12 protein-coding genes are annotated in these 12521 nt (G+C 64.5%); 7 read left to right on the top strand and 5 right to left on the bottom strand.

All coding sequences use genetic code 11. From position 1 onward, the window contains the following. Positions 1–92: 92 nt before the first annotated feature. The 6 genes from MK313_RS08855 to MK313_RS08830 all read left to right on the top strand — a co-directional run bounded on the left by MK313_RS08855 (position 93) and on the right by MK313_RS08830 (position 6195). Positions 93–410 (top strand): helix-turn-helix domain-containing protein, encoded by a 318-nt coding sequence (locus MK313_RS08855; RefSeq protein WP_008946178.1) that lies wholly within the window; start codon positions 93–95, stop codon positions 408–410. Positions 411–535: 125 nt separating this feature from the next. Further along, positions 536–1936, top strand: coding sequence for a calcium-binding protein (locus MK313_RS08850; RefSeq protein ID WP_287780914.1), 1401 nt, complete (start codon positions 536–538; stop codon positions 1934–1936). 176 nt (positions 1937–2112) lie between these two features. After that, the gene (locus MK313_RS08845; RefSeq protein WP_008946176.1) at positions 2113–2634 is read left to right on the top strand and encodes a PAS domain-containing protein; all 522 of its coding nucleotides are present in this window, start codon (positions 2113–2115) and stop codon (positions 2632–2634) included. Further along, entirely contained in the window at positions 2609–3913 is a 1305-nt protein-coding gene (locus tag MK313_RS08840) for a methyl-accepting chemotaxis protein (RefSeq protein WP_287780913.1), read from the top strand. Before MK313_RS08845 ends, MK313_RS08840 begins: the two co-directional genes overlap by 26 nt. Positions 3914–4171: 258 nt before the next feature. After that, complete coding sequence (locus MK313_RS08835; protein WP_287780911.1) at positions 4172–4882, top strand: ATP-grasp domain-containing protein; 711 nt, start codon at positions 4172–4174, stop codon at positions 4880–4882. Positions 4883–5064: 182 nt separating this feature from the next. After that, the gene (locus MK313_RS08830) at positions 5065–6195 is read left to right on the top strand and encodes a hypothetical protein (protein ID WP_287780910.1); all 1131 of its coding nucleotides are present in this window, start codon (positions 5065–5067) and stop codon (positions 6193–6195) included. Positions 6196–6213: 18 nt separating this feature from the next. On the opposite strand, the gene MK313_RS08825 is transcribed toward MK313_RS08830, so the two are convergent. The 4 genes from MK313_RS08825 to glmS form a co-directional block, all read right to left on the bottom strand. Then, complete coding sequence (locus MK313_RS08825) at positions 6214–6921, bottom strand: ABC transporter ATP-binding protein (protein ID WP_287780909.1); 708 nt, start codon at positions 6919–6921, stop codon at positions 6214–6216. Beyond that, positions 6918–8156: an ABC transporter permease gene (locus MK313_RS08820; RefSeq protein ID WP_287780907.1), complete on the bottom strand. Its 1239-nt coding sequence runs from the start codon at positions 8154–8156 to the stop codon at positions 6918–6920. Before MK313_RS08820 ends, MK313_RS08825 begins: the two co-directional genes overlap by 4 nt. A gap of 5 nt (positions 8157–8161) precedes the next feature. Further along, a complete protein-coding gene (locus tag MK313_RS08815) occupies positions 8162–9160 on the bottom strand; it encodes an efflux RND transporter periplasmic adaptor subunit (RefSeq protein WP_287780906.1) in 999 nt (332 codons plus the stop codon). Between the two features lie 86 nt (positions 9161–9246). After that, positions 9247–11070: a glutamine--fructose-6-phosphate transaminase (isomerizing) gene (gene glmS / locus MK313_RS08810; RefSeq protein WP_287780905.1), complete on the bottom strand. Its 1824-nt coding sequence runs from the start codon at positions 11068–11070 to the stop codon at positions 9247–9249. Between the two features lie 240 nt (positions 11071–11310). Here glmS and MK313_RS08805 point away from each other — a divergent pair, with 240 nt between their 5' ends. Beyond that, the gene (locus tag MK313_RS08805; RefSeq protein WP_287780904.1) at positions 11311–11505 is read left to right on the top strand and encodes a hypothetical protein; all 195 of its coding nucleotides are present in this window, start codon (positions 11311–11313) and stop codon (positions 11503–11505) included. Between the two features lie 106 nt (positions 11506–11611). On the opposite strand, the gene prpB is transcribed toward MK313_RS08805, so the two are convergent. Beyond that, a complete protein-coding gene (prpB, locus tag MK313_RS08800) occupies positions 11612–12517 on the bottom strand; it encodes a methylisocitrate lyase (RefSeq protein ID WP_287780903.1) in 906 nt (301 codons plus the stop codon). Positions 12518–12521: the final 4 nt, after the last annotated feature.

Below are 12521 nucleotides of genomic sequence, written 5' to 3'. Positions count from 1 at the left end.
CGCGGCCGGTCTGCCAATATGTCTGCAGTTGTCGGTTAAGTGATTTTCTGATAATCGATGGTCTGATTTGTCGTTTCTTGAGAGCGAATGCCATGCTAGCGCCGAACCATGCCGGGGCCTCGACCGATTCCAAACTGCTTCGGCAGGAGGCGGGTCAGTGGCTGAAACATCTTCGCGAATCCCGCAAGCTGACCCAGCGCGAGCTGGCGGAGCGGGTCAACATCAACTATTACACCTTCATCTCCCAGATCGAGGCCGGCAAGGGCCGGGTGCCGCCGGAGAGCTACCACCTCTGGGCAGATGCGCTGGGCGTTGACCGGGTGGATTTCGTTAAAAGCCTGTTGAGCTTCTACGATCCCTACACCTACCGTGCGCTGTTTGCCGCGGATGATGTGGCGCAGAAGGCCTGAACCGCATCGTCCGGCATGTTCGCGCTGGACGCGATGTGCATATCAGGGTAAGCGTGAACCAAATACGGTGGCCAAACGTTTGTCCTGACAGCAGGATTTGGTTTTAGATCGATAGCTGAACAAAAATGACGGCACAGATCATACCCTTTTCGGCGATGACCCGCCCGGCCCAGGGATGGACCGAGCAGGAGAAGGCCGAGCTGTTTCGCTGCATGGAAATGCTGGCGAAGGCGGGTGTGCCGTATGAGGCGACCTTCGGCACGACGGACGAAGGCGAGCCCTGGCTGGTTTTCGAGAATCCCGAGACCGACGAGATCGCCGTTCACATCGCACGGGTTGGCACCGAGTTCATCGCCTATAGCGAGCCGACCGACGAGCTGCTGCGTGCCGGCGATTTCCGCGAGCTGCTGAACCAGATGGTCGCGGCGCGCCGCCAGGAGGCCGCGATGTCCTCCAGCAATGTCTATCACCTCATCGCCAATGCGGTGACCGGCTTCGCCATCTTCGTGGCGACCGCGCTGATCGCTACCGACGAGGCGCGCGCCGACCAGATCGCCACGCTGGTGCTGAACATGCTGTCTGGTGCCGCGCTGCCGGAAGAGGATTCCGATGACGGCCGTCCGGCTGGCGACCCCTCGGCGCTGGTCGGCAGCCAGGCGATGGCGGCGCAGGCCGATGGCAAGACCGAAGACACGGCCGATGCCACGGCGCAGCAGCAGGATCAGGCGGATACCGCCCCTGAGGCCCGGAACGCGCTTGCCGTCGATGATACGGCCCTGCAGGAGGAAGAGGATGCCGGGGCCGATGCCCTGGCAGCCATGGCTGAGCCCGCTCGCGACGCGGCGGCGGACAAGGTGATCTCCGGCACCGCAGGCAACGATCTGCTGCAGGGCGGGGATGGTAACGATGTGCTGCATGGCGGCGCCGGCAATGACACGCTGCTGGGCGGCGCCGGAAACGACCTGCTGCTTGGTGGCGATGGCGACGATCTGCTGCGCGGCGGCGCCGGCGACGACACGCTGAGCGGCGGTCTAGGGGACGATTCGCTGTTCGGCGATGCCGGCAATGACGTCCTGTATGGCAATGCGGGTAACGATACGCTCGATGGTGGTGCTGGCGATGACCTGCTTGTCGGCGGTGCCGGCAATGACGTCCTGTTGGGCGGTGCGGGCAACGATACACTGGATGGCGGTGCCGGCAACGACACGCTCTATGGCGGGACGGGCAATGACCTGCTGATGGGCGGTGCCGGCGACGACATGCTCATCCATATCGGCCTCGACGAATTCTCCGGCAAGGACATGCTGATCGGTGGCGAGGGCGCCAACCAGTTCGTGCTGCTGGGCAAGAACAACGCGGTCATCGTGGACTACAAGATCGGTATCGATGCGCTGGTCATCAGCGGCTACACGATCGAGAGCGCGCAGACTCTGGGCGAGGGTCTGAAGGGCCTGTTCGCCAGCGAGGAGATCGCCGAACTGGTGCTGGCCGGGCTGCCGCCGGAAGTGGTGGACGGTCTGTTCTGATCGGACCCGTCTCTTTCCTCTGACGCAGCGGCCCGGAGCAATCCGGGCCGTTTTGTTTTCTGCATGCATAGCTGAAATTGACTTGCATCAATTCATTTGATTTTCAGATCGCCTAACTGTAGCCCTGTTAAGGAATGGTGCTTGAATAGTACCGATACTCTTAGATAAAGCGTAAAATGTCAGAAAAAATAACCCCAACCGGTAAGGCGGTAAGTTTCGGAGAGGATGAATTTATCGTCTCCAAGACCGATACGCGTGGGCGGATTACTTACTGCAACGATGTATTCGTCCGGGTTTCCGGCTACTCCGAGGCGGAGCTGCTGGATGCGCCCCATAGCCTGATCCGGCATCCCGACATGCCGCGCTGTGTGTTCAAGCTGCTGTGGGACCGTATCTCCGCCGGTCATGAGGTGTTCGCCTATGTGGTGAACCTGGCCAAGACCGGGGACCATTACTGGGTCCTGGCCCATGTGACGCCGACGCGGGACGCGACCGGCAAGATCATCGCCTACCATTCCAACCGCCGCGTGCCGGACCAGAAGGCGGTGGCGGCGGTCATCCCGATCTATCGCGAGCTGCGGCAGGTCGAGGAGCAGGCGGCGGATCGCAAGCAGGGCATGAACCAGGCCTATGAAGCGCTGACAGAAAAGTTGCGGAGTATTGGTAAGAGCTATGACGAATTCGTTCTCTCCCTCTAGCGCGTCGCTGATCGCGCTTCTGGCTGTTCCGCTTGCGGGCGCTGCCGCCATCCTGGCCGGCCTGTCGGGCGCCTGGCCGCAGGCGGCACTGTCCGCCTTTGCGGCGCTGCTGGCCCTGCTGGCGGCTGTTGCCATCCGGCTGTCCACCCGGCGGCTGGGCGAGATGATCGCGGTGTGCCAGCGGGTCCGTGACGGCGACTTCGAGGCGCGGTTGCTGCATGTGCCGGCGCGCGGCGAGATTGGCCAGCTGATGCATGCGATCAACAATCTGATCGATGTGACCGATGCCTTCGTGCGCGAGGCCGGCGCATCGATGGAGCATGTCCGCGACAACAAATATTACCGCAAGATCGCGGTGCGCGGCCTGAAGGGGCAGTTCCGGCAGCAGGCGGAGACGATCAACGCGGCGACCGAATCGATCCGCACGCGGATCGGCGCCTTCACCAAGGTGGCCGCCGCCTTCGAGAGCAAGCTGCGCAGCGTGGTCGATACGGTGGCCGATACGGCGACCGGCCTCAGCAGCACCTCGGCGCAGCTGGCGTCGGCGGCGGGCGACACCAGCGAGCGTGCGACGGCTGTCGCGGCAGCGGCGGAGGAAGCCAGCGTGAATGTGCAGACCATCGCCTCGGCGGCGGAGGAGCTGGCCTCTTCCAGCGCGGAGATCGGCCGCAGTGCCAGGGAGACGGCAGCGATATCGGGCCGGGCCGCCGGCGAGGCGGAGCGGGCGGGCAGCACGGTGTCCAGTCTGGCGAAGGCCGCCGAGGAAGTCGGCGAAGTCTCCGCGCTGATCGGCGATATCGCGGCGCAGACCAACCTGCTGGCGCTGAACGCCACCATCGAGGCGGCGCGGGCCGGCGAGGTGGGCAAGGGTTTTGCCGTTGTCGCTTCGGAGGTGAAGAACCTGGCGACGCAGACCGCCAAGGCGACCGAGGACATCGCGCGCCGCATTGAGGAGATTCAATCGACCAGCGGGCAGGCCGTCACCGGCATGCAGGCGGTTGCGACGATCATCGAGGAGCTGAGCCAGATGGCCAGCGTGGTGCTGAACGCGGGCGAACAGCAGGACCAGGCGACGGCCGAGATAGCGCGCAGCGTGCAAGAGGCATCCAGCGGCACGCACGATGTGTCGGAGAATGTGGTGATGGTCAGCGCCGCCGCGCGCGAGGCCGGCGACGTCGCCCGCCACAGCCGCGATTCCGCGACGCTGCTGAGCGAGCAGTCCGCCGGGCTGAAGCGCGAGATCGACGGGTTCTTCGAGGAATTGCAGCGCGTGGTGTAAGGCCGTTCCGGCGGCTGCGGATTGCGCTTGCCGCGCGGTGCAGCGCAGTTAAGAATGGCTTGCAATACGTCCTTCCGAAGGCCTGCCATGCCCGCACCGTCGAGTCCCGTCATCTCCCTGGCCCTCTGTACTGACTGACCGGAGCCGACTGTCAGCGATATCCGATTCGTCGATGCTCTGCGCGATGAGGGGGCCACGGTACGCTGGGCGCCCTGGACGGCAGAGGACCAGTCGGTCTTCCGCACCGCCGATCTGGTGATGTTGCGCGGTACCTGGGATTATCACCGGCGGCTGGAGGCGTATCGCGGCTGGCTGCAGGGCTTGTCAGCGGCGGGTGTGCGGGTTGCTAATCCGGCGGGGCTTGTCGAATGGAACCTGGACAAGGCCTATCTGGACAGTCTGGCGGCCGGCGGCATCCGGACACCGGGCCAGACGGTACTGCCGCTCGACCGGCAGGCGCTGGCGGATTTCATGGACGAACGCGGCTGGCGGGAAGCGGTGGTGAAGCCGACATCTGGTGCCAGTGGCCATGGCGTGCGGCTGGTCGCGCGCGAGGAGATCGAGGCGGTCTGGCCGGAGATTGCGGAGAGTGTGGCGCCGCACCGGTTGCTGGTGCAGGAATTCATCGGCACGGTGCGGACCAGCGGCCAGATATCCTTCGTCTTCTTCGATGGGACGTTCTCGCATGCGGCGCAGCTGATCCCGCGGGCAGGGGAGTTCCGCATCAACTCCGCCTTCCAGCCGGAAAAGCGGGCCTACAGGCCGGCAGCTGGCGAGCTGGCGCAGGCAGTGGATGTGTTGGAGAAACTGCCGCAGCGCCCGCTTTATGCACGTATTGACGGCATCTTTGACGGGTCGGATTTCGTGCTGCTGGAGGCTGAGGTCAATGAGCCGGCCCTGTTCCTCGATCTTGACCCTGAGGCGGGCCGCAGGTTTGCTGCGGCGAGCCTTGCATGGGCCGCACGCTAAATATTCAATAAAATTTATTGTATTTTAATTGTTTTCGCGGAGACTTGTGCGCAAACTGGTCTATCAGCAGTTCCCGCAAAGTGGACTAGCCCGTCATGACGGTCAGCGCGCATAGAAACATGCAACGCGGCAATGCCGGCAGATCACCGCTCCTCAACGTGATTCTGAGCGGCGATTCCAGCATGGCCCTGAACATCCCGAAGATGATGATGCGGGGCGAACCGCCCATCTTCAAGAATCGCTTCCTGAACAATTGCGTGATCTTCAAGTACCCGAACTTCGACGTGCCGACCAACGAGCCCGGCATGGAGGGGATGTTCGATTCGGAGATGGGCGAGCAGGAATTCTACAAGCCGGTGGAAACCGCGATCTATATCCCGAACGACCATCGCGACCTTGCGTCGGGCGGGTCCGCCATCTATCTGCGGCAGCGCGATTTCGACGCGCTGATGAACGAGATTTTCGGCATCAAGGTCGAGGCCGACCTGGAGGAGCTGTATAACGACATCGAGATGCTGCGCATCATCGATGAAGTGCCGTCGCTTGACCCCTATCTGCTGCGCACCGAGCTGTCGGATTCCGGGTACAAGATGCCGGACACGGCCTTCCAGACCTCGGAACAGGAAGACCGCAAGATCCGCCGGCGCATCGAATCGAAGATCGAGCCGATCCTGAACCGCGCGATCCAGGATGCCGGCGGCGACAGCAACATCAGCGCCGCGCAGAAGCAGCGTTTCCTGAAGGTACTGTGGAATCCCGACCTGCCGGAAGCGGAAATCTTCATCAAGTCCTTCGGCATCGAGCGCTCGCAGACCGGCGCCATCTTCACCGCCTGGAAGGGCATCACCTTCTACCAGATCCAGTTCGAGGAGATTGCCGGCTCGCTGCGCAAGGTCTTCAACTATCTGAAGGGGCGCAACCTGGTGCCGCTGGACCAGCGGCTCTACAGCGCCACCGACATCGAGTTGTTGAACGCGAAGGTGGCGAAGCTCTATTCGCGGCTGCGCGACGCGGTGGACAAGTGCCGCAGCATCTTCAGCGCCTATGATGAGGCCTATACCTGCTTCGTGGAGAAGAACGACGCGCGGCAGTTCAAGCGCTTCCTGATGAGCGCCCACCAGAATTACTGGACCCTGGGATTCTCCATCATCGCCTGCAAGAACGCGTTCGAGCGCATCCGCAAATACACCTCCATCGACCAGCCGATGTCGCTGCGCTTCGATACGATCCTGCGGATGCTGGATGAGGTGAGCATCATCTTCGGCCGCAGCGACGGCAAGCAGATGATCGATAACCAGCTGGCCTGGACCTGACCTGGCTTTTCGGGGAGTTCACCCGGCGCCGTCCAGCGGCACGATCCGCCCATCTACCAGATGCACGCGGCGGTCGGCGCGGTTGGCCATGTCGAGGTCGTGGGTGACCATGGCCACCGTCTTGCCGCGCTCATGGACGAGGGCGCGCAAGGTGTCGAACACCTGCTCGGAACTCCTGCTGTCCAGGCTGCCGGTCGGCTCGTCGGCCAGCAGGATGACCGGGTCGTTGGCCAGCGCCCGGGCAACCGCGACGCGCTGGCGCTGCCCGCCGGACAGCTGGTCCGGGCGCTTGTGGATGTGATCGCCGAGCCCGAGCGAGCCCAGCAGCTCCTCTGCCCGCCGGTCGATTTCGCGGCGCGACAGCCGGCCCAGCTTGCGCATCGGGATCGCGATATTGTCGCGGGCGGTGAATTCCGGCAGCAGGAAATGGAATTGGAAGATGAAGCCCATCATCGACAGCCGGGTTTCGGCCAGGGTTGCCTCGTCCATGGTGCCGGTGTCGCGGCCTTCGACCAGCAGGGTGCCGCTGGTCGGGCGGTCCAGCAGCCCCAGCAGATAGAGCAGCGAGGATTTGCCGGAGCCCGACGGGCCGGTGATCGCTAGGAACTCGTTGCGGCTGACCGTCAGGTCAATGTCCTGTACCAGCGTTACCGGCACGGTCTCCGGCAGGATGCGCGTCAGCTTGCGCGCCTCGATCAGGGGCGTGTCCCTCGGCGGCGCTGTCATGTCGCCCCCCGGATGATATCGACCGGATGCAGCCGGGCCGCCTTACGCGCCGGCAGATAGCCCGCCACGGCCGAGGACAGCACGGCGAAGCCGGCGGCGATGGCATAATGGGCGAAACTCCAGGCGACCGGCAGCTGCGTCATATCCCGCCCGGCGGCGTTCAGCTCGAACTCGATCCCCGACAGCACGTAGGTCAGGGTGAAACCCAGCATCCAGCCCAGCAGCGAGCCTGTGAGGCCGATGGCCAGCCCCTCCATCATGAACAGCCACTGCATGTCGCCCTGCGTGAAGCCCAGCGACTTCATGATGGCGATGTCGCGCGACTTCTCGTGGGTGATGGTGGAGACGATGTTGAAGATGCCGAATCCGGCGACCAGCATGATGGCGGCGACCACGGTGTACATGATGGTGTTGCGCACGACGAGCGCCTCCAGGATGCCTTCATTGGCCTCCTGCCAGGCAACCGCGCGGTATCCCAGGCGCGCCTCCGCCTGCCGCGCAACCGAGGGGGCGGCATAGGGGTCATTCAGCCGGATGCGGATGTCGTTCACCGCGTTCGGCCGCTGCGAGAGGATCTGCGCATTCTTCAGCAGCACATAGGCCTCGCCCTCGTCGCGCGCGTTGCTGCCGGTATGGAACAGACCCATGATCCGGAAATCCCGCGTGCCGCCGGAAGAGGAGACGGCGCGCACCGTGTCGCCCAGCCGCGCGCCCAGCCGTTCGGCCACGCGCCGCCCCATGACGATGTTGTTGCCGCCTTCCGACAGCGTGTCGAAATCGCCCTCGACAAAATCCTCGACGATGGAGGAGACCTTGCGCTCCATCTCCGGCTCGATGCCGATGATGGAGGCGCCGACCTCGTTGCCGGAATAACGGATGACGCCCTGGATGCGCAGGCCGGCGGAGAGCGTCCCCGGCGTCCAGGCGGTCAGCCAGGCGACCGCCGCATTCGGGTTGATGATGCCGCGCGGGTCCTCGGTCGGGCGCAGCCCGTAGATCGCGGCGGCGGTAAAGACATCCTCGGCGGGCTGCCGTGTAGCCGTGCGCTGCTCGTCCTTGATCTGGACATGCGGCATGGTGTTGACGAGCTGTTCGATGAAATCATCCTGGCTGCCCTGCATCAGCGCCGCCATGCCGATCGAAAATCCCACGCCGACCGCCACGCCCAGCACCGCCACCAGCGTCTGGCGCGTGCGCCCGGCGATATGGGTGATGGCGATGTCGAGCAGCAGCATGGCGGCTATTCTCTACGCACCGTCACCCGTGCCCCATCCTCCAGCGTCTTGGGGAAGGGGGTGATGATCTGCGCCGAATCGGGCAGGCCCGAGCGCACCTCGACATGGGTGATGCCCTGGATACCGGGCTGGATGGTCTGGCGGCGTGCGGTTCCATCTTCCGCGGTAAAGACCGTATCGCCCCTCAGGGCCTGGCCCGGTATCAGCAGGGCGGCTTCGGAGACGCGGATGACGATGTTCACATCCACCGACATGCCGATCATCAGCGGTGTATCGGCGGGCAGGGCCAGCCGCACCCGGTAGGTCTTGGCGACCGGATCGCCCTTCGGCGTGATACTGTCCACCGTTGCTTCCAGCATGCGGTCGGGAAAGGCATCGCTGCGCAGCAGGGCGCGCTGGCCGGTGACGACGCGTGGGATGTCCTCCTCATTCACCTCGGCCACCACCAGCAAGGGCGTTGGCCGCCCGACCCAGAACAGCACATCGCCGGGCTCGGCGATCTCCCCCACCTCGCCATCCTGGCGCAGCACCATGCCATCGCCGGGCGCGCGCAGAATGTAGGAACCAAGCCGCGCTTCCTGGCCGGAGATCAGCGCCTCGATCTGGCTGACCTGGCTGGTGGCGCGGTCCAGTTCGCTGCGGCTGACGATATTGCGCGTAACAAGGGTGGAAATGCGTTCGTAATCGGATTTTGCCAGGCGCAGCCGGGCGCGCAGCTCGGCCAGGGTGGCCTGCGCCTCGGTATCGTCCAGCCGCGCCAGCTCCGTCCCCTGGGTGACGGTCTCGCCCTCGCAATTGCAGACCGAGACGATACGCTCGCGCACCAGCGAGGTCACCTTCGCCCAGCTGCGCGGCTCGATGACGCCGGAGGCATAGACGATTTCCGCCGCATCGCCGCGTATCGGTGCGACAACCGTAACGGCTGCCGGGCGCGTGGCGTACCAGTAGGCAGCGCCCCCGCCGGCCAGCAGCAGAAGAAGGGAAACAGCCCGAACCCAGCTCACCTTATCCCCCCGGAACATGTTGTCGTCGGAGGCCATCCTGTCAGATGGAAGGGGGGATGGCGAGGCGACGGAACGCCGCTACCCCGTTACTCCACCGTCACCGACTTGGCGAGGTTGCGCGGTTGGTCCACATCGGTGCCCTTGATGACGGCGACATGGTAGGCCAGCAGCTGCACCGGGATGGCATAGAGGATCGGCGCCACGAAGGGATGGACATGCGGCAGCTCGATGGTGGCGAAGGCTTCCTTGCCGATATGGGCGCAGCCCTTGGTGTCGGACATGAAGATCACCTTCCCGCCGCGCGCCATCACCTCCTGCATATTGGAGAAGGTCTTCTCGAACAGCGCGTCCGAGGGGGCGACGACGATGACCGGCACCGTGTCGTCGATCAGCGCGATGGGGCCGTGCTTCAGCTCGCCCGCGGCATAGCCCTCGGCATGGATGTAGGAGATTTCCTTCAGCTTCAGCGCCCCTTCCAGCGCGATGGGGTAGCCGGTGTTGCGGCCGATATAGAGTACGTCGCGTGCCTCCGCGACCTCGGCCGCCAGCGCCTGGATCGCCTCGTCGCCATTCAGCACCTCGGCCGCGCGCGAAGGCACCTCGGCGATGGCGTTGGACAGCCGCGCCTCCTCGGCGCCGGAGATGGCGCCGCGTGCCCGCGCCGTGGCGATGACGAGGCAGGCCAGCAGCACCAGCTGGCAGGTAAACGCCTTGGTCGAGGCCACGCCGATCTCCGGCCCGGCCAGCGTCGGCAGCACGGCATCGGCCTCGCGCGCCATGGTGCTTTCCGGCACGTTCACGATGGCGATGGTCTTCTGCCCCGCCTCCTTGGCGTGGCGCAAGGCGGCCAGCGTGTCGATGGTCTCACCCGACTGCGAGATGAAGATGGCCAGCCCGCCTGCCTCCAGCGGCGTGTCGCGATAGCGGAATTCCGAGGCGATATCGATGTCGGCGGCGATGCGGGCCACCTTCTCGAACCAGTATTTCGCGACCATGGCCCCCAGATAGGAGGTGCCGCAGGCGACCAGCGTGATGCGGCTGATGGCGGCAAGGTCGATATCCAGCGGCGGCAGGTCGATGGCCCCGCTGGCCGGGTTCCACATGCTGCGCAGCGTGTCGCCGATGACGCCCGGCTGCTCGTAGATTTCCTTCAGCATGAAGTGCGGGTAATTGCCCTTGCCGATCATCGCACCCGACAGGGCGGTCGGCTTGGCCGGGCGGTCCACCACTTGGTCCTGCTCGTCATGGAAGATGGCGCCGGCGCGGCTGATCTCCACCCAGTCGCCTTCCTCCAGATAGGAGATGCGGCGCGCGAAGGGGGAGAGCGCCAGTGCGTCGGAGCCCAGATACATCTCGTCCTCGCCCCAGCCGACGGCCAGCGGGCTGCCCTTGCGCGCGCCAACGATCAGGTCGTGCTCGCCCTTGAAAAGGATCGCCAGCGCATAGGCGCCGTCCATGCGCTTGATCGCCGTGGCGACCGCCTGCTGCGGCGTCATGCCCTCGTTCAGGTAGCGGGTGATCAGGTGGGCCGCGATCTCGGAATCGGTCTCGCTGGCGAAGACATGGCCCAGCGCCGACAGCTCGGCGGCCAGCTCGCGGTAATTCTCGATGATGCCGTTATGCACCAGCGCCACGCGGTCGGTGGCATGCGGGTGCGCGTTTCGTTCGTTCGGCACGCCATGCGTCGCCCAGCGCGTATGGCCGATGCCGATATCACCATGGATGCCGTTGCCGGCGACCTTCTCCTCCAGCCGGGCGATCTTGCCCTCGCTGCGTCGGCGCTCGATCCCGTCATTCACCAGCGTGGCGATGCCGGCGGAATCGTAACCGCGATATTCCAGCCGCTTCAGCCCCTCGATCAGCGAGGGCACCACGTCGGCCTTGCCGACCACGCCGATGATTCCGCACATGCCTGAAACCGCTCCTGACAATTATGAGAAAGTGACGCCGGCTGGGCAGTCGACGTCAGGCTGGGACCATGCACGAGAACCCGCCAACAGACGAATCACAAATTGTATCAAGCTGTTACAGGCTTGCGGTTGGCTAAAAATCATGATTAATAAAAAATGAATTGCCTATAAAATACATTTTACCTAAAGTTACATTAGCGCGTGCGAGAAAACCGCGCGTTCAAGGATATGGAGAAAGCCATGTCTCAAATCGGCTTCGTTTATCAATCTATGGCAACGGTCGCGCAGGCCAGCGTAACCGGCATGTACGCCAATCTCGATAATATCAATCAGCTGCGCCAGCAGCTGGCAACCAGCGCGCCCCCGCCAGCTGCCGAGGAACCGGCGCCGGCCGTGCAGGCTGCCGCCTCTGGCCGTCTGGATATCACCGTCTAGGCTCGCCCTGGGCTCTCGCAGGTTTTACGTTTTCCCCCCGCAGAACGACTGACGCCGCAGCCTGCCCCGCTGCGGCGTCATTTTGTTTCAGCCTTTGATCCGCCGATCAGGACGGCAGAACGGTCGCAACGATGGAGGCGTCCAGCGCCTCGTACTTCGCCAGGCCGATGGTGTCGTACAGTTCCGCGCGGGTCTGCATCTCGCCGGCCATCGCCTCGGTCGAGCCGTTCTGCTTCAGCGTGGCGTACAGCTTCTCCTGCGCCTTGTTGGCGACGCGCAGGCTGCTGACCGGCCAGATCACCATGCGGTAGCCCATCTCCTCGAATTCCTTGGCGGTGAAGAAAGGCGTGCGGCCGAATTCCGTCATGTTGGCCAGCAGCGGGACGCCGGGCATCCGCTTGGCGAACTCGCGGAACATCTCGGCACTGTTCAGCGCTTCCGGGAAGATCGCGTCGGCACCGGCTTCCATGTACAGCTTCGCGCGGGCGACCGCCCCGTCCAGCCCTTCGCTGGCGGCCGCGTCGGTCCGGGCGATGACGTAGAGGTGACGGCGGGCCTTCGCGGCAGCGGCGACCTTGGCCGCCATGTCGCGGGCGTCGGCCAGCTTCTTGTCGTTCAGATGGCCGCACTTCTTCGGCAGCAGCTGGTCCTCGATATGCACGGCGCCGGCGCCGGCATCCTCGAAGCTGCGTACCATGTGCATGACGTTCAGCGCCTCGCCATAGCCGGTGTCGCCGTCCACCAGCACCGGCAGGCCGCTGGCGCGGGCCACCTGGCGGATGAAGAAGCACACCTCGTCCACGGTGATGATGCCGAGGTCGGGGATGCCCATGGAGGCGGTCATCGCCGCCCCCGACAGGTACAGCGCCTCGAAGCCGGCCTTCTTCGCCTGCAGCGCCGCCATGCCGTTATGGCTGCCGGGAATGCCGAGGATGCCGGGGCGCTCCACCAGCTTGCGGAAGCGCTGGCCGGCTGGCTCCGTCGGCAGATCGTCGGCGATCAGATAGGGCATGATC

The organism is Oceanibaculum sp., from assembly GCF_022449305.1.
GTDB classification, from domain to species: Bacteria; Pseudomonadota; Alphaproteobacteria; order Oceanibaculales; family Oceanibaculaceae; genus Oceanibaculum; species Oceanibaculum indicum.
The sequence above is the reverse complement of the archived record's forward strand: the minus strand, read 5'-3'. Positions and strand labels throughout refer to the sequence as shown.